The sequence below is a fragment of the Tunturibacter empetritectus genome (assembly GCF_040358985.1).
Taxonomy (GTDB): domain Bacteria; phylum Acidobacteriota; class Terriglobia; order Terriglobales; family Acidobacteriaceae; genus Edaphobacter; species Edaphobacter empetritectus.
This window is the reverse complement of sequence record NZ_CP132932.1, coordinates 3195300-3217997: the sequence shown is the minus strand read 5'-3', so window position 1 is coordinate 3217997 and position 22698 is coordinate 3195300. Positions and strand designations below refer to the sequence as shown.

18 protein-coding genes are annotated in these 22698 nt (G+C 59.8%); 12 read left to right on the top strand and 6 right to left on the bottom strand.

Going from position 1 to position 22698, the window contains the following annotated elements:
* Positions 1 to 222 precede the first annotated feature (222 nt).
* Positions 223 to 2406, bottom strand: coding sequence for a M3 family metallopeptidase (locus tag RBB75_RS13375; RefSeq protein WP_353068352.1), 2184 nt, complete (start codon positions 2404 to 2406; stop codon positions 223 to 225).
* Between the two features lie 517 nt (positions 2407 to 2923).
* Positions 2924 to 4099 carry a cytochrome c3 family protein gene (locus tag RBB75_RS13370; RefSeq protein WP_353068351.1) on the bottom strand — a complete coding sequence of 392 codons (1176 nt, stop codon included), beginning with the start codon at positions 4097 to 4099 and terminating at the stop codon, positions 2924 to 2926.
* A gap of 256 nt (positions 4100 to 4355) precedes the next feature.
* Here RBB75_RS13370 and RBB75_RS13365 point away from each other — a divergent pair, with 256 nt between their 5' ends.
* The 6 genes from RBB75_RS13365 (at position 4356) to RBB75_RS13340 (ending at position 9840) form a co-directional block, all read left to right on the top strand.
* Positions 4356 to 4745, top strand: a complete 390-nt coding sequence (locus RBB75_RS13365) for a YidH family protein (RefSeq protein WP_179637250.1) — start codon at positions 4356 to 4358, stop codon at positions 4743 to 4745.
* 247 nt (positions 4746 to 4992) lie between these two features.
* Entirely contained in the window at positions 4993 to 5304 is a 312-nt protein-coding gene (locus RBB75_RS13360) for a DUF503 domain-containing protein (RefSeq protein ID WP_306459661.1), read from the top strand.
* A 108-nt stretch (positions 5305 to 5412) separates the two neighbouring features.
* Positions 5413 to 5823 (top strand): 30S ribosome-binding factor RbfA, encoded by a 411-nt coding sequence (gene rbfA, locus RBB75_RS13355; protein WP_179637249.1) that lies wholly within the window; start codon positions 5413 to 5415, stop codon positions 5821 to 5823.
* Positions 5820 to 6818: a DHH family phosphoesterase gene (locus tag RBB75_RS13350; protein ID WP_179637248.1), complete on the top strand. Its 999-nt coding sequence runs from the start codon at positions 5820 to 5822 to the stop codon at positions 6816 to 6818. The genes rbfA and RBB75_RS13350 overlap by 4 nt, the downstream gene beginning before the upstream one ends.
* Before the next feature lie 27 nt (positions 6819 to 6845).
* Complete coding sequence (locus RBB75_RS13345; RefSeq protein ID WP_179637247.1) at positions 6846 to 8741, top strand: ArnT family glycosyltransferase; 1896 nt, start codon at positions 6846 to 6848, stop codon at positions 8739 to 8741.
* A gap of 109 nt (positions 8742 to 8850) precedes the next feature.
* Positions 8851 to 9840, top strand: a complete 990-nt coding sequence (locus tag RBB75_RS13340; RefSeq protein WP_179637246.1) for a GNAT family N-acetyltransferase — start codon at positions 8851 to 8853, stop codon at positions 9838 to 9840.
* A 129-nt stretch (positions 9841 to 9969) separates the two neighbouring features.
* On the opposite strand, the gene RBB75_RS13335 is transcribed toward RBB75_RS13340, so the two are convergent.
* Positions 9970 to 10239: a DUF2277 domain-containing protein gene (locus RBB75_RS13335; protein ID WP_353068350.1), complete on the bottom strand. Its 270-nt coding sequence runs from the start codon at positions 10237 to 10239 to the stop codon at positions 9970 to 9972.
* A 39-nt stretch (positions 10240 to 10278) separates the two neighbouring features.
* A complete protein-coding gene (gene guaB, locus RBB75_RS13330) occupies positions 10279 to 11805 on the bottom strand; it encodes an IMP dehydrogenase (RefSeq protein ID WP_353068348.1) in 1527 nt (508 codons plus the stop codon).
* Between the two features lie 364 nt (positions 11806 to 12169).
* Here guaB and rimP point away from each other — a divergent pair, with 364 nt between their 5' ends.
* The 5 genes from rimP (at position 12170) to RBB75_RS13305 (ending at position 20201) form a co-directional block, all read left to right on the top strand.
* Positions 12170 to 12751, top strand: coding sequence for a ribosome maturation factor RimP (rimP, locus tag RBB75_RS13325; protein WP_353068347.1), 582 nt, complete (start codon positions 12170 to 12172; stop codon positions 12749 to 12751).
* A gap of 92 nt (positions 12752 to 12843) precedes the next feature.
* Positions 12844 to 14439 carry a transcription termination factor NusA gene (nusA, locus tag RBB75_RS13320; RefSeq protein ID WP_179637242.1) on the top strand — a complete coding sequence of 532 codons (1596 nt, stop codon included), beginning with the start codon at positions 12844 to 12846 and terminating at the stop codon, positions 14437 to 14439.
* Between the two features lie 136 nt (positions 14440 to 14575).
* Positions 14576 to 17773: a translation initiation factor IF-2 gene (gene infB, locus RBB75_RS13315; RefSeq protein ID WP_353068346.1), complete on the top strand. Its 3198-nt coding sequence runs from the start codon at positions 14576 to 14578 to the stop codon at positions 17771 to 17773.
* Between the two features lie 128 nt (positions 17774 to 17901).
* Entirely contained in the window at positions 17902 to 18741 is an 840-nt protein-coding gene (locus RBB75_RS13310; protein WP_179637240.1) for an FkbM family methyltransferase, read from the top strand.
* 215 nt (positions 18742 to 18956) lie between these two features.
* Complete coding sequence (locus RBB75_RS13305) at positions 18957 to 20201, top strand: M24 family metallopeptidase (RefSeq protein ID WP_353068345.1); 1245 nt, start codon at positions 18957 to 18959, stop codon at positions 20199 to 20201.
* A 161-nt stretch (positions 20202 to 20362) separates the two neighbouring features.
* Here RBB75_RS13305 and RBB75_RS13300 read toward each other — a convergent pair whose 3' ends face one another.
* The gene (locus RBB75_RS13300; protein ID WP_179637238.1) at positions 20363 to 20884 is read right to left on the bottom strand and encodes a cupin domain-containing protein; all 522 of its coding nucleotides are present in this window, start codon (positions 20882 to 20884) and stop codon (positions 20363 to 20365) included.
* Positions 20885 to 21185: 301 nt separating this feature from the next.
* Positions 21186 to 21812 (bottom strand): NAD(P)-dependent oxidoreductase, encoded by a 627-nt coding sequence (locus RBB75_RS13295; protein ID WP_353068344.1) that lies wholly within the window; start codon positions 21810 to 21812, stop codon positions 21186 to 21188.
* Between the two features lie 164 nt (positions 21813 to 21976).
* Between RBB75_RS13295 and RBB75_RS13290 the strand changes: the two genes are divergently transcribed.
* Positions 21977 to 22657 (top strand): TetR/AcrR family transcriptional regulator, encoded by a 681-nt coding sequence (locus RBB75_RS13290; RefSeq protein ID WP_179637236.1) that lies wholly within the window; start codon positions 21977 to 21979, stop codon positions 22655 to 22657.
* Positions 22658 to 22698 lie beyond the last annotated feature (41 nt).

Below are 22698 nucleotides of genomic sequence, written 5' to 3'. Positions count from 1 at the left end.
AGTGAAATTCAGTTTACTTTGTGAACTTGGAATGAAAATTAGCATATCTGAAGTTGTCAAAATTGCGAAGAAAAATCGTCGCACCGCCAAGCGCCCATCATTCGCCCACCCGTCAGTCGCCGAAGATATTTCCTCCGCGACCAACGGGAGCGCCAACCGAAGGGGTATACAAGTCACGAAGTGACCGCCCCGCGCGCAGCGGGCACTTTCCCCGGAAGAAACCTACTTCGCCGCCGCCTTCTCCAGCCCCCGGTACTTCAGCATCGGCTCCACCTTCGGCGCACTCCCCAGCCAAGCCTCATACATCTTCGCCAGGTCCTCGGTATTCCCCCGCGACAGCACCATCTTCCGGAACCGGTCCCCATTCGCCCGGGTCAACCCGCCATGATCCTGGAACCACTGGAACGCATCATCATCCAGCATCTCGCTCCACAGATACGCGTAGTACCCCGCCGCATAACCCCCGCCCCAGATGTGCGAAAAATAGCTCGACCTATACCGCGGCGGCACATAGCCCAGCGTGAATCCCTTCTTCGCCAGCGCCGCCTTCTCAAACGCATCCGGCTCCTGCAATCCCTCGCCCACCGGCAGCGAGTGCCACTGCATATCCAGCTCCGCCGCCGCCACCAGCTCCGTCAGCATATAGCCCTGGTTGAAATCCACGGCCCGCTTGATCTTCGTCGCCAACTCCTCTGGCATCGCCGCGCCCGTCTTATAGTGCTTCGCATAGTGCGCAAACACCGCCGGATACGTCGCCCAATGCTCATTGAACTGCGACGGAAACTCCACAAAGTCGCGCGCCACCGACGTCCCCGACAAGCTCGGATACTCGCTATCCGCCAGCATCCCATGCAGCCCATGTCCAAACTCATGGAACATCGTCACCACATCGCTGAAGCTGATCAGCGCCGGCTCCCCCGCCGCAGGCTTCGGCAGATTCGCCACGTTATAGACCACCGGCAGCCTGCCCATCAGCTTCGACTGGTCCACAAAGCTGCTCATCCAGGCCCCGCCATTCTTGTTATCCCGCTTGTAGTAGTCGCAGTAAAATAGCGCCAGCGGCTTCGCATCCGCGTCGAACACCTCAAACACCCGCACATCCGCGTTCCACACCGGAATATCCTTGCGCTCCTTGAAGCTCAGCCCATACAACTGTCCCGCTGCATAGAACACGCCATTCTCAAGCACATTGTTCAGCTCGAAGTAAGGCCGCACCTGCGCCTCGTCAATGTCGTACTTCGCCTTCCTCACTTGCTCCGAATAAAACTCCCAATCCCACGCCTCAACCGGAAACCCGCCACCCTGAGCTCCCTTATTCTGGGCATCGATCACACCCTGAATATCCTTTGCCTCGTCTGCCGCATTCGCCACAGAAGGAGCCACCAGCGCATCCATAAACTTCAGTGCGTTCTCGGGCGTCTTCGCCATCTGGTCTTCCAGCTTCCAGCCCGCATAGCTGTCGTGCCCCAGCAGCTTGCCCTTCTCCGCGCGCAGTTGCGCCAGCCGCGCAATCGTCGCCCGCGTATCGTTCGCATCGCCACGCTCGGTTCGCGTCCACGACGCGTCAAACACCGCCTGCCGCGTCGCCCTCACACTCAACGACGAGAGAACCGGCTGCTGTGTCGTATTCTGCATCGGCAGCACATATCCCTCCTTCTTCCGCTCCTTCGCCGCCGCCTCCGCGCCGCTCAAATCCCCCGCTGTCAAACCCGCAAGCGCAGCCTTGTCCGTCGTCGTGTAAGCCGCATCTTTCGTCGCAGCCAGCACCTTGCTTCGAAACCCATTCGAAAGCGTCGACTCTTCTTCATTGAGCTTCTTCAGCTTCTCTTTGTCCGCATCCGAAAGATTCGCGCCCGCATGCACAAAGTCCCTGTACCTCACCTCCACCAGCCGCAGACCCTCCGGGGTCAGCTTCAGCGAAGCTCTCGTGTCATACACCGCAGCCACGCGACGAAACAGCTTCTCATTCAGATAGATCGCATCCCGATGCGCTGCCAGCTTCGGAGCCAGTTCCTCCTGCATCTTCTCGAGCGTAGGATTCGTATTCGCTCCCGTCACTCCATCGAAGGCCGCCATCGCCCGTTGAAACAGTTCGCCCGTCTTCTCCATCGCAACCACCGTGTTCTCGAACGTAGGCGCAGCGGAGTTATTCGCAATCGCGTCGATCTCCTTCAGCTCCTCCGCCATCCCAGCCTCAATCGCCGGCTCATAGTCGCTGTCCTTAATCTTGTCGAACGGCGGAGCTTCAAACGGCAGCGCACTCTTCGCATAAAACGGATTTGACGGACCAAACCCGGAATCCTTCGCGTTCATCACCGCACCCGACGCACTACTCACACTCACCCCCACAAACGCTCCGAGACTCAACACCAAAGACACACGCCGCACCAAATCCGCTTGACTCATCCATATCTCCGTACTTCCTCAGTCGCAATCCAAACCCAAATTGTAGAGGATTTCCGATCTGCCGGGCGTTTGCTGTTGCTCGTGCCTTTGCTGTTCTGTGTTGCTTGTGCCTTTGCTGTTGCTGTTGTCTGCTCTTCGCCGTCATCCTGAACGGAGTGAAGGATCCCGACACATTCCACCCGCCCATCCCCGTTCGAACCTTCCAACCCAAACAATCGACGGGTCGCCGCTCTTCCACCACAAACGACCGAAGCTGTTCACAGCCTCACCGTGAACAGCGTGGAGAGACCCTCGCATCTGCCGTTGCCTGTTCTACCCACCCAGCCACAACTAATCGGGTGCCCCATCCATCGCGCACTTTGCGATGGGTGGGAATGTAAACTTTTCAACCCTGTTGCCTTTGCCTCTAGGTACCCCAAGGCTTCAGCCTTGGGTCCTAAAAAACAAAACAGAGGGCTTTAGCCCCTGGGATACGCCCTCCTATCCCAGCCGAGTCTCTCAAGCGCAAAAGCAACAACTAGTTCGCCACCCGCCAAGGCGAAGCACTCTTCCACCCCCTCAACTCCTTCGTAGCCCACGCAATCGATCTGTCGGTATGGCACGAAGTACAAGGATTCGGAATCCCCGACTGCTCCGTCTCAACCGGCGAAATAAACCGGAACGTATGCGCACTCACATAGTTGTCCTTGATCGTCTGCTCGATCTTCGGCATATGACACGCCACGCACTCACTCCCCTTGCTCCCCGCCGCATGATGCGTATGCTCGCTCACCGTCCCCTTCAGCCCCGCCGGATTATCCTTCGTATGGCACGTCAGGCAAACCGCGTTCCCCCTCGCAATCAGGTCCGATTCGTTCTCGTTACTGTGAACCTGATGGCAGTCAAAGCATCTGATCTGCCGGTGATACATATTGCTTTGCACAAAATCATTCCCCTGCATCCTGTTCTTGTGCGCCGTCAGGTCCGCATACTGAAAGAAATTCGTCACTCCCGGCTTCAACTCCTCCAGCGTCCAGAAATCCGCCAGCCGCTCCCCCGGCACAAAACCCACCGGCCAGTCGAAGTACTTCCCTGCAATCGGATTCGCAATCGGTCGACCTTGGCTGTGACACTGAATGCACGTGTCATTGCCCCGCACATAGTCAAGCGTCTCCGGATTAACGATGTTCTGCTTCGTCGGGTGCGCCACATGCAGACTCCCCGGCCCATGGCACTTTTCGCAACCCACATTCCACTCCGTCACCTGCTTGGTCTCCACGTTGTAGTTCACCGAGTGGCAGCCATCACACGTAGGCCCAGTAGGACGATCGAAGTTACTCGGCCCATAGAACGAAAGCCACCAGTCCGTGCCCGTCTCCGCGTGGTACGGCAGCCACCGGCCCTTCTTCACATCCCACTGCGCCGGCTCCGGGTAGTAGTCATCGCCACGCTTGGTAAAGTACCTCTGCTTCCATCGGCTCCCATACACAAACGCCACGTCATCGATCCCAAACGTGACCAACGGATCGGCATGGCTGAAATCCGCAAGCACCGCCTCCGGATGCACCTTCGGATCACGCACCACATTCGCCATGCGCGTCTGCTTCCACCCGTTGTACGCCGCAGCATGACACGTCTTGCAACTCTCCGAGCCGACAAACTCGGCCTTGACCGTACCCGCCCCAGCCCAACCTGAGAGCAAACTTACGAACACAAGCAAGGAAAAAAACTTCCACCCGCTGGCCGTCTTACGCTCCCGCCCCATCCGTCCCCCTGCCCACCATGGTCACCGACTATAAGCGATCGCCGTCACAGAATTGTCAGCGCATTGTCAATCGTCCAGAAGCCTTGCCACCCGAAATCCGCCCTCCCTGCCAGCACCCAAATCACCACAAGCCACCACCGAAACACCACGACTCACCACCAGTTCCCCACCGCCTCAAACCACCCCGCTGCCTTACAATCCCACCATGCCCAGTCCGCCCCAGCCCGTCGAACAGGACCCCCGCGTCTACTTCGCCGCCGAGCGAACCTTCCTTGCCTGGATCCGCACCGGCCTCGGCCTCATGGGCATCGGCTTTGCCGTAAGTCGCTTCGGCCTCTTCCTCCGCCAGATCGCCGCCGCCCAGTCCCGACTCCCTTCCCACACCACTGGCCTCTCCCTCTGGTCCGGCGTCGCTCTCGTAGCCCTCGGAGTCATCGTTAATCTCAGCTCCGTCTACCGCCACTTCCAGCTCATTCAAGAGCTAAGCTCGGGCACCTGGCGCCCCGGCCGCGTCTCCCGCGACGCAGTTATTCTCGGCCTCCTCCTCGCCGCAGCAGGAGTAGCCATGACTATCTACCTCATCCTTGTCCGCTGAACAAGCCCGCTAAACGAAGTTCGCTAAACGAAGCCTAATCAAAAAATTAGGGGATACTTGACAAAGTAGTTGTCCACAGAGGGCCACCGTTCAACCCCATCTAGACATAACCCTCTTATAGTCTATATTTTGCAAGCAACCCCTTTAGATGGAATATTTTACAGCCACACATTCCCTGCAAGTAACAGAAAATAAAAGACTTATTCCAAAAATACCCCCTGGGGGGAGGCGGAGGGGGACAATCATTATGCCCGTAGCCAAAATGCCCGTAGCCAAACTCACCATCGAACTCGAAATCCACCACGCCCAGTCCCTCAAAGACCGTCGCCAGGTCCTCCGCTCCATGAAAGATAAACTCCGCCACAGCTTCAACTTAGCCATCGCCGAACTCGACGACGGTATGGTCTGGAACCGCGCCACTCTGGGCATCGTCGCCATCTCCTCCTCCACTAGCTACCTCACCGGCCAGCTCCGCCATATCGACCAGGCCGCCCACCGCATCGCTATCAACCTCAGTGCCGAAATCACCGACTCCTACGCCGAAATCCTGCCCGAATGACCCAAAAAGACGCCGCAATCCACAGGAAATCCGCTGGAACCGCTCCTCAGCACTAGGTAGAACGGCCCAACTTTGATATCCTCAACCGTTCTACCTAGTCAAAACCCTATGCCCGAGCAGCGCGCTAGAACCTATCATCGCAACCGTGTCGCCAACACCTTCTCAGAGGAGATTGGAGCCATGCTCGAAGGCGAGCTCTCCGATCCCCGCATCGCCCCCAGCTACGTCACCGAGGTCGTCCTCGCTCCCGGCGGCAAATCCGCCCGCATCTTCGTAGCCGTCCACGGCAACGAGGAGGAGGAGGCTTCCACCCTCGAAGGCCTGATTACCGCCCGCGCCTACATCCGCTCCCAGCTTCGCGACCGCATGGGCGTCCGCCACGTCCCCGAGCTTACCTTCGCCATCGATCGCTCCGAGAAGATGACCGGACGCATGGATGAGCTCCTCGCCCGCACCCGCAAGCGGGAGCAGAAGCGCACTTCCTCCGAACCGACCCCAGGGGCCCCCGCCAAACCATGACCCCCCAAGCCTTTCTCCTCGAGCCTAGGCCTCACGCAACCCAGATAGACGATCTATTGGCGGCCTTCCGGTCCCATCCCAGCTTTCTCCTCACCTCGCACACCCGCCCCGACGGCGACGCCATCGGCTCCGTCCTCGCCCTCGCCGAAGTGCTCGACCAGCTCGGCTGCCAGGCCGACGTCGTCTTCGCCGACCCCATCCCCTCCTCCTACAGCACCCTACCCAATATCAGCCGCATCCACCACACGCCCTCCGCCAACGACGTAGACCCCACCGGCACTACCCCCGCCATCCTCCTTGAATGCGACGGCATCATCCGCACCGGCCTCCTCGGCCTGGAGGGCCGCACCCTTATCAACATTGATCACCACGCCAGCGGCCGGCCCTTCGCCTCGGTCAATTGGATCGACGAGCACGCCTGTGCCGTCGCCGCCATGGTCTACCACATCGCCGTAGCCGCGAACGTCGAGATCACACCCTCCATGGCCACTTGCCTCTACGCCGGCATCCTCTCCGACACCGGCACCTTTACCTACTCCAGCACTACCGCCGACACCTTCGCCATGGTCCACCATCTCGCAGCCTGCGGAGCCAATCCCAGCCGCATAGCCCGCGACATCTACCTATCCAACCCGGCCAGCAAAATCCGCCTGCTCGGCATCGCTCTCTCCAACCTCCAATGCGACGACGACCTAGCCTGGACCTGGGTCACCAGCGAAGATATGGATCGCATCGGCGCCATCGCTGAGGACTGCGAAGGAGTCGTCAACTACCTCATCAGCATCGCCGGCGTCGAGTCAGCAGTCTTTCTCCGCGAGGTCGCTAACGCCGACCAGTTTCGCCTCAGCATCCGCAGCAAAGGCGAGACCGACGTGGCCCGAATCGCCGAACGCTTCGGCGGCGGCGGCCATCGCAACGCCAGCGGGTGCACCCTCGATGGCCCCCTCCCGGTCGCTCTCGAGCGCATCCTCACCCAGCTACGGACAGGACTCTGATAGCCTTGTCTCGCTCCTCTTAGGAAAATGGCAGATATTCAACATCCCGCCGTCACCGGCGCACGGAATGGCAGCGCAATCGTGATGTGGCTCCAGCAGTATCTAAAGCCGCCTTCCATCGCAACCATCCGCGAGTTTGTCATCCTCTTTGTAGTCACGATCTTTCTTCTGCTCTATGGGCTGGTCCCGGTCTTCGGCGGAGACCAGCTCGGTCTCGTCGGCGCAGATGAGCCACGGTACGCCCAAATCGCCCGCGAGATGCTCACCGCACACTCCCAAGCCTGTCACGAGGTCGACGCCAAGATGGTTCCGCGCAGCCCGCGTCCGGAAGACATCCGCAACTCCTTCCACTGCATCGCCGGAGGCACCGTCACCCCCATCCTCTACGGCAAGCCCTGGCTGGAAAAGCCCGCCCTCTACTACTGGCGCGCCATGAGCTTCTTCAAAGAGTTCGGCGTCTCCGACTGGACCGCCCGCCTCCCATCCTCCTCGGGAGCACTTGCTCTGGTCGTGCTCATCTTTCTCCACATGCGACGCTTCCGCCCAGGCGGCCACCTCGACGCAGCCTTGATCACCGTCTCCTGCGTCGCCATCGTCAGCTTCGCCCGCGGCGCCTCCACCGACATGCAGCTCGCGGCTCCCTTCTGCATCGGAATGCTCGGCTGGTACGCCTGGTATGAGACTGGCAAAAAATTCTGGCTCTTCGATCTCTACTTCTTCGGCGCAGCTGCCACCTTGGCAAAAGGCCCCGTAGCTCCCTTCCTCGCGCTGGCCATCATCCTCCTCTTCGCTGGCCTCCGTCGCGAGTGGTCTCTTCTTCGCCGCACCATCTGGATTCCCGGAGTCATCCTCTATCTGGTCATGGTGCTGCCTTGGTACATTGCGGTTCAAAAGCGCAACCCAACCTTCTACCGCCTCTTCTTTCTTGAACACAATCTCGAACGCTTCGCCACCAACCGCTACCAGCACCACCAGCCCTTCTGGTATTACCTAGCAGTCCTCCTCATCGGCCTCATGCCATGGACCGTCATCGCCATCCGCGCCCTGGCCGACTCCATCGAAGTCTCCATCGCCGAGTGGAAGGTACGTCACAACCCCCAGCGCTACCTCGGCCACACCCGCGCCGGCGACGCCTTCCCCGAGTTCCTGGTCCTCTGGGCACTCTTCCCCATCGTCTTCTTCTCCTTCTCCGGCTCCAAACTTCCCGGCTACATCCTTCCCTCCATTCCTCCACTGACCATCCTCACCGCCGACTATCTCAACCGCAGCCGCCGCCAGGGCCTCCCGCAATGGCTCATCTGGGCCCACGCCGCCACCTGCGGCCTTCTCGTGTTTGTCCTGGCTCTCGCCCCTCAGCACATGAAGTACGAGACGTTCGTACCCTCCGCGCAGTGGCTGCTGATCGCAGGCGCCGCCGCTCTCGCCTTCGGAGCGGTAGTCTTCCTCACCATCCGTCGTTGGGGAATTCCGCAGGTCTGCTACGTAACCCTGCTTCCAGTCCTCGCAACCCTCGTCTTTCTCCTAGGCTTCTACGGCAAAGAGCTCGACATGAACTATTCTGCCCGCCCCCTCGCCCGCGAGATCCAGCTACAAGCACCCGAGGTGAAGCTGGTAGCTACCGACATCAAGCGCGACATGGACTACGGCCTTGCCTTCTACCGCGACCAGCCTATGATCCACTACAGCGCCGATGGCGTTCCCGATGCGGAGCACATCCTCGTCATCCGCTCCAGCGACGCTGGCGATCTCGACCGCTGGCTCGCCGGGCGCGTCTACAAACCCTTATTCCTCTACGAATCGCAAGGGATCGAAGTCTACCGCGTCTACGCTCGCCCACCGGTCTCCCCTGACATCGTCCCTCCCAACCAGCCGGAGAACCATCCCCACCACCCACCCAAGACCCGGAGACACATCACCGGCTGACCACACTCTACACAGAGGGTTGATCCGGCATGACACCCGGGGTGCCCGCACTAACACTCACCCATCCCACCAAAATTCCTATAAGCTCGACGAAAGACCTCCCACAGGTATGGCCGTCGCGACCCAACTCGAGATACTGGACCTTCGCCACTTTTCGGCGCGCCAGCTTCGTCCTCTGCTCGAAACCGAGTCGCGTGTCTGGGAGCAACGCCTTCGCTGGAACTATCAAAGCTCCACCGAACTCCTCCTCCAGTACCTCGACTCCCGCATCCTGCCCGGCTTCGTCGCACTCGACCGGGGACGAATCTGCGGCTTCACCTTCTGCGTCTACGAAGGCCAGAAAGCAGTTGTCGGTGACGCCTTCGCCATCGCCAACGATACGGCGCAGATGCTTCAAACCACTCACACCCTGCTCCACCAGCTGCTGCAGCTCCTGCAAAACTCTCCCGGCATTCAACGGATCGAGTCCCAGCTCCTGCTCTACGACGCCGGCTCCATCAACGAGGTCTTCCTGACATCCGGCTTCACCATGTATCCCCGCCTCTTCATGGAGTGCGATCTAAGCACATCGACAGACGCCCCCCAAGCTCCCCCCGAACTGAATCTTCCCGCCACCGTTGAGCTGCTGCGCTGGTCCACCGATCACTATCAGGCCGCAGCCGAACTGATCCACGAGTGCTACCTGGGCCACATCGACGCCCGCATCAACGATCAGTACTGCTCCCTCCACGGCTCACTTCGCTTTCTCCACAACATCGTCCGCTTCCCCGGCTGCGGCGTCTTTGAGCCGAACGCCTCCTGGGTTCTTCGCGATCGCCACAACGGCTCCATCGTCGGAATGTTGCTGTGTTCCCGCGTAGCCAGCGACGTCGCCCACATCACCCAGCTCTGCATCGCCCCCGCCTGGCGAGGCCACGGACTTGGACGAACCCTTCTCAACTATTGCATCGATCATCTAACCCGCGCCAGCTTCGCGGCCATCACCCTGACCGTCACTGAAGCCAACCAGCAGGCCGTCAAGCTGTACGAGAACCACAGCTTCTTCACTCGCCATCGCTTCGATGCCATGGTTCTCGACCGGACGAATCAGACATCCTGAAGCGCACGGAAACTCACGCCCGACCAACGGGAGGAGAGACAATGACCACACCACCTAAACAAGGTATACAAGTCACGAAGTGACCGCCCCACGCGGAGTGGGCCCGTCCGGCAGGACACCTCACCAAGATCAAACAGCAAATCTCTCCGCACTCCGAGCCTTCTTCTTCGCAGCCTCTTCCTCTCGATCCTTAGGTGGCGCATTAGTCTCAAGCGACGCCAGCAGACGCCCAGAGATTAGTGATATCTCCTCCACCGCAGACTGAAAAGCATCTTCGTTCGCCTTCGATGGCTTTGTAAAACCGCTGATCTTCCTCACAAACTGAAGCGATGCATCTCGAATCTCTCCCTCCGTGACGGGAGGATCAAAGTTGAACAGTGTTTTGATATTCCTGCACATTGCTTCACCTCATCGCATAGGAGAATTCACGACAGAATCCTACTCCACGTGATAGTTAGGCGCCTCACGCGTGATGATCACGTCATGAACGTGACTCTCTCGCAGCCCGGCGTTCGAAATCCGAATAAACCGGGCATTCGCCTGCAGCTCCGCGATCGTCCCGCATCCGAGATACCCCATCCCCGACCGCAGACCGCCGACCAGTTGATACACCATACCCTCAAGCGGCCCACGATGCGGCACTCGGCCCTCAATCCCCTCCGGCACAAACTTCGCCAGCCGGTTCGAGCCGCCGTTCTCCCGAGCCGTCAGCGACGGCCTCTCCGTACTCGCAGCATCTTCCATATCGCTCTTGCCCTGGAAGTACCTCTCACCCGATCCCTGCGCCATCGCCGACAGCGAACCCATGCCGCGATACGCCTTGAACGAGCGCCCCTGATAGAGAATCGTCTCCCCGGGACTCTCATCTACTCCCGCAAACAGCGACCCCATCATCACCACGCTTGCCCCAGCCGCAATCGCCTTGGTCACATCGCCCGAGTACTTGATTCCGCCATCCGCAATAATCGGAATCCCCCGAGGCTGCGCCGCGCGAAACGCCTCCGAGATAGCCGTAATCTGCGGCATCCCCGCGCCCGTCACCATCCGCGTCGTGCAGATCGAGCCCGGCCCGATCCCCACCTTGATCGCGTCCGCACCTGCATCCATCAACGCCATCGCACCTTCGTAGGTCGCAATATTCCCAGCCAGCAAGTCAACGTTAGGAAACGCCTTCTTCACCGCCCGCACCGCCTCCAAAACTCGCGTCTGATGCCCATGCGCCGAATCGATAGCCAGCGCATCCACCCTCGCTGCCACCAGTGCAGCCGCGCGCTCCATAAAATCCCCAATTGCCCCAATCGCACCCGCCACCCGCAGCCGCCCCTGGGAATCCTTCGAAGCATTCGGATACTTCAACTTCTTTTGAATATCCTTGACCGTAATCAGACCCTTCAGCTCATAGTTGTCATTGACCACCAGCAGCTTCTCCACGCGATGCTGATGCAGAATCTGCTCCGCCTGCTCCAGCGTCGTTCCCACCGGCACCGTGATCAGATTCGCCTTCGTCATCACCGAATCGATCGACAGATCCGTCCGCGAAACAAACCGCAGGTCGCGATTGGTCAAAATTCCCACCAGCTTCTTGTTCTTCGTCACCGGCACGCCCGAGATCTTGTACCGCCGCATCACCTCCAGCGCATCGGCGATCGTCTGCTCCGGCGTAATCGTCACCGGATCCACGATCATCCCGCTCTCCGACCGTTTCACCTTGTCGATCTCCCCCGCCTGCTGCTCGATCGTCAGGTTGCGATGCACCACTCCCAGCCCACCCTGTTGCGCCATCGCAATCGCCAGCCGCGCCTCCGTCACCGTATCCATCGCAGCCGACATCAGCGGCGTGCTCAGCGTGATATTGCGGGTCAGCTGCGTCTGGGTGCTCACCTGAGTTGGAACAACGTCGCTATAGGCAGGCACAAGAAGAACGTCATCAAACGTAAGGGCTTCGGGTACGGGGGAGCTAATCATAATTTTGTAGGTTCCAGTTGTGATGAATAGAAGCGAAGGGGCTATGCGACAGCAAGCCTGTATTTCGCGGGATTTGGTCGATTGTAGAGTCGTATCCGACCCATAGCAAATTGGATGGCGCAATTTCACGAAAGTTTCGCGGCCCCTCGGAACTCCTTCCCCTACCCTCGAACCGACGGGCCCCATTGAATTACGGCAAAAGGAGATGTATCATTTGAGTTGCAGACGATTTTGTTCCGTCGTAAGAATGAGAGCCGTGACCGCACCGGTGATTTGACGGAAGAGATGAGTGGGCTAAAGCCCACTTTTTATTTGCTCTAAAAACGTTTGTGCACACGGACCATTGCACTGGAAATAAACGCTTATGGCAGTCCAGTTTGATCAAATTCGAGCAACCGCGGAGCGTGTCGCCGCCTCCCACAACCTGGAGCTCGTCGATCTTGAGTTTCAGGGTGGAGTCAAATTCCGCACCTTGCGCGTCTTTGTAGAAAAGAATGCAGCAGAACGAGCCAAACTTGCCGAACTCGCCGCGAATGAGGCCGTTGCAGATCTTCCGAAAGGTGTGCCGGTCGAAAGGCTCTCTGGCGTCACCCATGAGGATTGCGCTGTATTTGCACAGGATTTCGGTACCGTCCTCGATGTGGAAGACCTCATCCCGGGCGCAGAGTACACCCTAGAGGTCTCCTCGCCGGGCCTCGAACGCAAGCTGTTTCGGCCCGAAGACTTCACTCGGTTTCAAGGCAGTCTGGTCAAACTCCAGACCTTCACGCCGGTGAACAAGAATAGGCAGTGGCAAGGCCGTCTTTCCAGATTCTCAGACGGCGTACTAACGATCGACCTTTCTGCCGTCAAACAGAAGGGCAAGGCAAAGAAGGCTGTGACAGAATCGACGGTCGACATCACACTGGCGAACGTCGAAAAGGCAAATCTAGTCGCAGAGATTTAGAGGCTGCTCGAACGGAAGCAATCCTCTGAATTGGCAAAACCAACAGAGACAAATCCGGATACCTTTCGGACAAGAGCAAGGAAGAGTGAACAATGGCAAGTGTTCTGTATCAATCGATTGAGACGTTGAGCCGCGATAAGGGTATCGAGCCCGCAGTAGTCGTAGGAGCCGTGGAAGACGCCATCGCGCTCGCCACGCGCAAGTACTACAAGACTCAGGAGAACATGCGCGCCGAGATGGACCGCGAGACCGGCGAGATCCGCGCCTACGTCTTCAAGACCGTCGTCGAGACGCCCGAGCAGGTCGAGGATGACATCAACCAGATGACCCTCGAGCAGGCCCGCGAGCTCGCCCCCGAGGTTGAAGTCGGCGGCGAACTGCGCTTCTACAAGGACACCACCCCGCTGGGTCGCATCGCCGCCCAGATGGCCAAGCAGGTCATCTTCCAGAAGGTCCGCGAAGCCGAGCGCGACACCGTCTTCAACGAGTACAACCATCGCGCCGGCGAGGTCCTCAACGCTACCGTCAAACGCCTCGAACCGATGGACGTCATCTTCGACCTCGGCAAAGCCGAAGCCCGCATGCCTAAGCGCGAGCAGTCTCGCCTCGAGCAGTTCGCCGTCGGAGAGCGTGTCCGCGTCGTCCTGCTGCGCGTCGACCGCGCCGCCAAAGGCCCGCAGGTCATCGTCTCCCGCGCCGCCCCCGCCCTTGTTCAAAACCTCTTCCAGTCTGAGGTTCCCGAGATCTACGACGGTACCGTGACCATCCGCGCCATAGCACGCGAAGCCGGCGAGCGCACCAAGATCGCCGTCATGAGCCGCGATAAAGATGTCGACCCAGTCGGCGCCTGCGTCGGCATGAAGGGCATGCGCGTTCAGTCCATCATCCGCGAGCTGCGTGGTGAAAAGATCGACATCATCGAGTTCTCGGAAGAGATCACCACCTTCGCCGAGAAGGCCTTACAGCCCGCCAAGGTCAGCCGCGTCTCCATCACCGATCTCGCCGACAAGCAGATCGAGGTCATCGTCGACGACACCCAGCTCTCCCTCGCCATCGGCAAGAAGGGCCAGAACGTCCGCCTCGCCGCTAAGCTCCTGCAGTGGAAGATCGACATCAAGAGCGAAGAGGAGAAGCGTCAGGAGGTCGAGAGCCAGATGCAGGCCATGAGCGGTGGTCCCACGACCCCGATCGAGCAAGTCTCCGAACTCGGCGAGACCATACTCGAAAAACTTATCGCCGCCGGCATCACCACCGTCGAAGCTCTCGCCGACATGACCCCCGAGCAGCTCGAAGAGGTCCCCGGCATCGGCGAAAAGACCGTCGAAAAGATCTCCGTCGCCGTTCGCCACTACTTCGGCCAGTACGAAGAAGGCGAAGAACGTCCTGCTGTCGCCGCCTCTACCGCATCTGATGCTGAAGCAACAATATCCGAGGAGGACACCATGGCAAAGACACCCGAAGCGATTCTCGCCGAAGAGGCTGGAATCGGCACCGCCCGCGAGGTCAACGACCTCTCCGCCGAAGACATCGCCGACGCCGAAGAGGCCGAATCGGCCAGCGATGCCTTCTCGGACAACGATGCACGCGAAGAACAGATCGAGTTGGATAACGACAGCGTGGACAGCCTGGTAGAAGAAGCCCAGGAGCACTCCGATGAAGGTATCGACGATGGAAACGATCGTGGTTAGCCAGTTCAACCACGCGCCACAGCACTCCCTGGATCACGAACGCTCGAAATCCAGTGAGAGCACTTACAATAAAGATTCCTGCAACGATGAGGCTGCTATGAACAGCTAACCGCGCAGGGCAAGCGAAAAGGGACGGATGAGCAAAGTTCGAATTAACGATCTGGCACGAGAACTGGAAGTAAAGAGCAGGCCAATCCTGGACGCGCTCGAAGCCATTGGCGTGTCTGGAAAGACCCACTCCAGCTCGATTGAAGCCGATCAGGCCGAAAGAGTTCGGGACTACTTCAAGAACGGCGGAAGAAGTGGCGCCAGCCGGCAGCAGCAGGCCGACAACAAGCCCAGGTTCGACCTCTCTAAGGTCTCCAAACCGGGCGATGCCCTGAAAGCTATCCTCGAGCGAAAACAGGCCGAGGCCACAGCCAAAGCCGCACCCCCGCCGCGCCCAACCGCCGTCGTTGCGCCACCTCCCGCCTCAGCCCCGGTTGCAGCCGTACCGCCTCGCGTCGTCGCAGCACCACCCACGGCCCCGGTCTCCTCTGCGGCACCTGCCCAGACTGGACCGGCAGCGCCTCGCCGCATCGTGCCTCTGCCTCGCCAAGGCGCAAACATCGTCGCTCCCGCGCCTGGCCCGGCTATCGCCAGCAAGCCGCCCGTCGGCCCTGTCATCGCGCGCCCGCCAGCCGCTGCTTCTCCAGTCGCCGTCTCTCCAGCCACGGCACCACCATCGGCTGGCCGCTCGGTAGTAGCAGCGGCCCCCGTAGTGGCTACCCCACTAGTAGCAAAGCCTGCGCCTCCGTCTGCCCCAGCCGCAGAAGCGGTGCCGACGCCAATCCCGGCAGCCCCGCCAGTCGAAGCGGCTCCCGCTGCACCAGTCATTGAAGCTCCAGCGCCTCTAATTGAACCCGAGGCCGAAGCCGCTCCAGCAGCGCCAGCTCCGCCTGCCGGCCCCCCAGCCCGTCGCGTCATTATGCCGCAGACCGGCCCGCGCCCCATCTATACCGCGCCTCCAGTGGCCCCTGGCACGCCTCAACGCGGCCGACCTATCTTTGAGCGTCCACGGCCGCAGTCGCCCGGCGCTCCCGGCTCCCGTCCCATGTCCTCGACGGCTCCCGGCGCACGCCGTCCGATGCACCCCACGCGCACCTTCCCAGGCGGCCCGTCCGGCCCCGGCGGTGCACCAGGACGTCCCGGCTTCACCCCCGGTGCCCGTCCCGGATTTCCTGCGCGTCCCGGCTTCGGAGCACGCCCAGGCGGCCCCGGTGGGCCCGGCGGAGCACCTGGCGTAATGCCCGGCCCTGGCGAAAAGCCAGGAATGCGCCCAGCAGCACGCCCAGCCTCACGCCGCGGCGGACAGCGCTACGAAAAGACCAAGGAAGGCCCGATGAAGGGCTTTCAGCCGCCACCACGCTTCGGCGGCGCGCAGATCTCCCGCGAGCCGGTGCCGATCACCCGCACCATCACGGTCACCGAAGGTATCAGCGTTAAGGACCTCGCCGAGAAGCTTGACGTACGCGGCAAGGACCTCATCGCTACCCTCCTCATGAAGGGCGTCTTCGTCACCGTCAACCAGTCGCTCGAAGGCGAGCTAGTCAAGGACGTTGCCCGCCAGTTCGGCGCCGACGCCACCATCATCTCGGTCGAAGAGCAACTCGAAAACGAGGCCATCGAAGGCTTCCTCGAAGACACCACCGGCATGGTCGAAGTCGTCCGCTCACCAGTCGTAACCGTCATGGGCCACGTCGACCACGGTAAGACCTCGCTCCTCGACGCCATCCGCTCCACCGACGTCGCAGGCGGCGAAGCCGGAGGCATCACCCAACACATCGGCGCCTACAAGGTCAAAATCACCAAGCCCGACTCTCCCGCATTCGGTCGCGAGATTGTCTTCCTCGACACCCCCGGCCACGAGGCCTTCACCCGCATGCGTGCCCGCGGAGCCAAGGTCACCGACATCGTCGTCATCGTCGTCGCAGCTGACGACGGCGTCATGCCGCAGACCCTCGAAGCCATCGACCACGCCCGCGCCGCCAACGTGCCGATCATTGTCGCAGTCAACAAGATCGACAAACCCGAGGCCAACCCCTCGAAGGTCATCCAGCAGCTCGCCACGCGCGGCCTGCAGCCGGCCAACCAGGGCGGCGACACCGAGTTCGTCGAAGTCTCCGCGAAGAAGCATCTCAACCTCGACAAACTCGAGGAGATGATCTGCCTCGTCGCCGACGTCAACGAACAAAAAGCACAGCCCGACCGTCCCGCCGTCGGAACCGTCATCGAAGCCAAGCTTGATCGCGGTCGCGGCGCGGTTGCCAGCATCCTCGTGCAGAACGGAACCCTCCGCACCGGCGACAGCTACATCGTCGGCAACACCTTCGGCAAAATTCGCGCCATGTTCGACGATCGCGGACGTCCCATCGTCGAAGCAGGTCCTTCCACCCCGGTCGAGATCCTCGGTCTCGAAGGCATGCCCGATGCAGGCGATACCTTCCTTGTCATGGCAGACCGCGACAAGGCTAAGGGCATCGCCCAGTACCGCAAGATGAAGGAGCGCGAGGCCCAACTCGCCAAGAGCTCCCGCGTCTCGCTCGAGGGCCTCGCCGAGCAGATCAAGCAGGCCGGCATGAAGGATCTCAACCTGATCCTTAAGGGCGACGTGCAAGGTTCGGTCGAGGTCCTGGCCGACTCGCTCCAGCGCATGTCCACCGAGAAGGTTCGCGTTCGCGTCCTCCACTCCGGCGTCGGCGCTATCACCGAGTCCGACGTCCTCCTGGCCTCGGCCTCGAACGCCGTCGTCATCGGCTTCAATGTACGTCCTGACCGCAAGGCTGCCGAAGTTGCCGAGCGCGAAAACGTCGAGATTCGTCTGCACTCGATCATCTACGAGCTGCAGGACGAGATCACCAAGGCGATGTACGGCCTCCTCGAGCCAGTCTTCAAGGAGAACTACGCCGGCCGCGCCGAAGTGCTCAACGTCTTCAAGATCACCAAGGTCGGCCAGATTGCCGGCTGCCGCGTCACCGACGGCCTCATCAAGCGCGACCAGCAGGTACGTCTGCTTCGCGAGGGCGCCGAGGTCTGGAAGGGCAAGATCGCCTCGCTCAAGCGCTTCAAGGACGACGTCTCAGAGGTCCGTCAGGGCGTCGAATGCGGCATCGATCTAGCCGGTCACAAGGACATCCGTGTCGGCGACGTCATCGAGTCCTTCACCACCGAAACCCTCGCCGCCGAACTTGGCCAGAACTCTGCCGCAGCCAGAAAAGCAGAGAAGGCCGAGAAGGAACGCGAAGCCGCCGCAGCAGCTGCGGCAGCCACCGCAGAAAACTCAGTCAACGCATAACCGATTCATCACGCAACACACGCGAAAGGCCGGGAGCAATCCCGGCTTTCGCGTTGGTCGTCCCGCGCAGGATCCTCGGACAATCGCACATCTCACTTTAGCGATCGTCTTGTACTATGAAGCCATACATGGCCCAACAACTCCGACGCCTCGCCGACGACGTAATTCAAACCTGGCACACCATGCCAAAGTCCCAGGCGCTGCGCTGGTATGGCGCTGTCCTTCAGAATGCTTCCACCGTCCTGCGTGAGCGCAAATTCTACTCCGCAGACCACGCCATGCACGGCGTCCTGCGTTTTCACCTGCTCGGCCGAGACCTCGACATTGATGTAAACGCAATCAACACTACGGGAGGCAATGGCTACGCCTTCCTGCGAGAGTTTTTCGTCCGCCGAATTTATTTTCGGGAGTTCAAACAGCTCAACTTCGACACATGCCTCGATCTTGGTTGCAACACCGGCGTCGTCGCCAGCCTCTTGAAGCAGTTGGCAGGTCCCGGCGGTAAGGTCGTCGGCATCGATCCCCTCACCTACCCGGACAACACCTTTCGCACCAAGCTGGACACAGTACCGGGGCTGACGATTCATCAAGGCGTCCTCTGCGGAGAGTCCCTCCGTCACGACTCCGCCGCACTCCTCGCCATGTGCGACCCCTATGACTTTGATGCCAGCCTCGCAATCACAGTAGAAGAACTGATGAAAACCTACGGCATTCAACACGTCGACTTCCTTAAGATGGACATCGAAGGCGCCGAGTTCGCCATCTTTCGCGACTCCGTGCAATGGCTCGACGAGGTCGACAACCTCGCGATGGAGGTGCACAACACCGTCGGAGACCCAACCGAAATTATCCAGCGCCTCCAGCAAAAGGGCTTCCGCGTAAAGTGGCTCGACGATGCCGGCTACCCCGCAGATCAGCGCAACGCAGGCTATATCTACGCCTCTAAAATCGGTTCGCTCAAAGACTAGAACTCAGCGTCTTGCCCGCATTCTTTTGCAACTAGCGAACTCGCCGCATTCCATAGCAAACCGTGACAAGCCTGACAACCTTGATAATCTGCAAAGGAAGCCCGGCCATCCGCCGGGCCTTTGCATTTAAACCGCGTAGACTTGACCAGTAAGTCCAGACTCATGTCTTCTGGTTTGAAGACTTTGCACACTTTTCACTCAGAGGTGGAGGTACCATGCCGAATATCGTCAGCGAGACCCAGAGCCAGACCAGATTCGACCTCTCCGCCATCCAGCAAGCCCTCCTGGAAGATAAAATCGACGGCTGGCTCTTCTACGATCATCATCACCGGGACCCCCTCGCCTACAGCATCCTCGGCCTCGATCCGAACGCCCACGTCACTCGCCGCTGGTTCTATTTCATTCCAGCGGCGGGCGAACCGAAAAAACTCGTCCACCGCATCGAAGCCGGACGGCTCGACTCCCTGCCCGGCACCAAGTCCGTCTACTCCTCCTGGCAGGAGCTCGAAGCGCAGATCCAAGCCCTCCTCGTGGGCCAGACGAAGCTCGCCATGCAGTACTCGCCGCGCAACGCCATCATGTACGTCTCCATGGTCGATGCCGGCACCATTGAACTCCTTCGTAGTCTGGACAAGGAAATCGTCAGCTCTGCCGATCTCGTCAGCCACTTCGAAGCTGTCCTTACCGACGCACAACTCGCCACCCACTACGTTGCGCAGAGGCACATCGACGAGATCCTCGCCGCAGCGTGGAATGAGATCGGCACCCGTGCACGCTCCGGCGGCGGCCGCTCCGATGGAACCGACGAGCATACGATGGTCCAGTACCTGCAGCAGGCGATGGCGCGCGCCTCGCTCGACTGGGAGCACGGCCCCAACGTCAGCGCCGGACCCAACTCCGCCGACTCCCACTACGAGCCCACCGCCGCCAGCTCCCGTCCCATTGGCAAAGGCGACTTCGTGCTCATCGACATCTGGGCCAAGCTCAAAGACGACCCCACCGCCGTGTGGTACGACATCACCTGGACCGGTGTCGTCGGCCGTGAGCCCACCGAACGCGAGCACCTCGTCTTCAACACCGTCCGCGACGCCCGCGACGCCTCCATCAAAGTCGTGCAGGACGCCTTCGCCGCCAACCAGCCCATCGCTGGCTGGCAGGCCGACGACGCCTCCCGCAACGTCATCCGCGCAGCTGGCTTCGGCGAGTGGTTCACGCACCGCACCGGCCATAACATCGGCACCGTCCTCCACGGCAACGGCGCTCACCTCGACAACCTTGAAACCCACGACGAGCGCCTCATCCTCCCCAACACCTGCTTCTCCGTCGAACCCGGCCTCTACTTCCCTGGCCCCGCCAGCGATCCGAACGCATTCGGCATTCGCAGTGAGGTGGACATGATCGCGCGCAAAGGCAAGGCTGAGGTCACCGGCCGCATCCAGACCGAGCTTGTCCGGGTCTGACCTCCACTTCACCTGAGTAGTTTTCGACAGCCCCGTTTTTCGCCAGCTACATGAGTCACTTCTCAGACTTGCCGACTATTCGACCAGGTGATGAGAGACGCGTTTGTAGGACTCATCTCGCCTCGTTCGCGAAAAGACGAAGGCGCGTATGCGACCCAATACTAAGCATGGTCTGCGACAAGGAATGTCTGATTCTTCTCCATCGACTTCGTCAATTTATGAAGATCGGCCTGAGTGAGATGAGCAGGCAGAAAATCTGTCCTGCCCTCCGGATGCACAGCATCCTTCATCATCCGCTCGTGGTGATACGTTGACACACTCAGCATGCGGCACGGATGTTCACTCTTATTGAAGAATGTATGAGGCGCATTGGGCTGCACCATCAGACTCTCCCCGGCTTTACACACGTCCCACTCAGTGACACCCTGGTTGTTCCAATACCCGATCGACAGATTGCCTTCCAGGACATAGAAAAACTCTGGAAAGGGGTGTCTGTGAAGTGGAATACCCATGCCCGGCGCGAGCGTGCTCTCGAAGATAGAGAACGTGTAGCCTGTGTTCTCTCCCAAGGCCCTCCAGAGCAACTTCATTTGCCCGACATCAAGCGCCGGGCCGCCTGTTTTGTTGTTCTTAATAACGTTGTGATGAATGACTTCTTCAAGCGGAGTGGGGAAGCTTGACATAAAACGATCCTTTCTTAGACCGAAGGTGATGCTCTGATGCGAACGCCAGAGCTTGTGAGTTGCGCAGTTAGCACTCCGCTAGAGCAAATCTCCTGTCACTTTGGAGGGGGAGATTCTGCGGAGTGCCGTTTTTCTTGGGAAAAACGGCCATAATATTTGTGCCTCCCTAAACACCTCCAGGAGATTTGCTCGAGTCCCGTGGGCTTCCACAGTTATCTGTCGCATGAATCGCTATAAGGCCTTTACACAGCCGATCGGATCGCCTCGATGAGAGAGGTGATTGATTCTCGTGGAGGCTTTGCTATGTGGTCGTCACTGTCACTGCCTGACGCACATACCGGCCGCTTTCCAGTTGCTGCACCATGAAGGCTGCCAGATCGGCCCGCCCGATCTTGTGTGCCTTCTCGCCGCTCTCCGTGCTCAGCACCCTGGCAATGCCTGTCTTCTCGCCGTCGGTCAACATCGGCGGCCGCACGAGCGTCCAGTCCAAGTTGCTGCCTTCGATCTCGGCCTCCATGCCCGCCTTGTCTACCAGCAGACCCCGCAGAAACGTCCGCATGAGCAGGTGCTCGTTAAAGAAGCCGGCGTTCTTGACGCTCTCGCCCGCACCCACCACCGAGATCTTCAGCAGCCGCCGCACGCCATTGCGCCGCATCGCGTCCACAATATTGTGTGCTGCGCTCGTTTCCATCGTCGTCACTTTCCACGGCGTCTTACCGCCGAGCGCGTCGATGACCGCATCCTGTCCGGCTACCGCAGCGTCGACTGCAGTCGCGTCCAGCACGTCGCCCGCAACAACTCTGACATTTGCCTTCTTGTACTGCGTGGCACCACGCACGAAAGCCGTCACCTTATGTCCGGCCGCCAGCGCCTCATCTACCAGCGCCTCTCCGCTCTTGCCCGCTGCACCAATCACCAGAACTTTCATCGCATCTTCCTTCTACCTCGTATTTGGCCGCCCATCCAAATGAGCGACCTGACGATTAGAGGCCTATTCAAACCATTGGTTGCAAATTATTCATTGGTTTTATAACCAATGGTTATAAAACAACAATCGGCCGCAAAAATCATCAAACGGGCTAAGCTATTCAAGTGACATCCACATCACCAAGTCGCCGGATAGAGCGCAAGGAAAGGCTGCGAAGCGAAATCCTCGTTGCTGCAAGCAAAATGTTTGCCGATCGCGGCTACGAAGCCGTGACGCTTCGTGCGATCGCTAAAGAGATCGGCTATACACACGCCGTGATTTACCAGCATTTTCCGGACAAATGGCACATTCTTGCCGAGTTGAGCAACGAGACGATCGGGCTGCTGATTCAGAACTTCGACGCGATTGCCGCTAAACATCCTGCACCGAAAGAGCGTCTTTTTGCGACGTCACGCGGCTTGATTCAATTCTGCACTGCCCATCCCCAGCAGTTCCGCAACGTCTTCTTCGGGCCTGAGAACCGCAACGGCATCCGCGCTGGAGAATACATCAACGAGATTGGCACGCCGTTGTTCGAACGTTTCGTGCAGCTCTTTTTCGATGCTGCCAAGGATGAAGGATTGCCAAGCAGGGATGACATAGTGGTAGCCCACACCTGGTGGTACACGATTCTCGGCCTCGCCACGCTCATGGTCATCCAAGGTGTTGTGCCCGGCTTGACTGACCAGACTCTCTTGGTCGAGCAAACGATCGCAACGCTTTGGGCGGGCGTACAGGCTGTTCCGCGATTGCCGAAGAGCGCAATCCCTAAACGATCCGGCCGATCCAGTGCCTCAAAGCAATAACAGCTTCTGTCTACTTGGAAGTCGTTGGAGGTAACCATGAC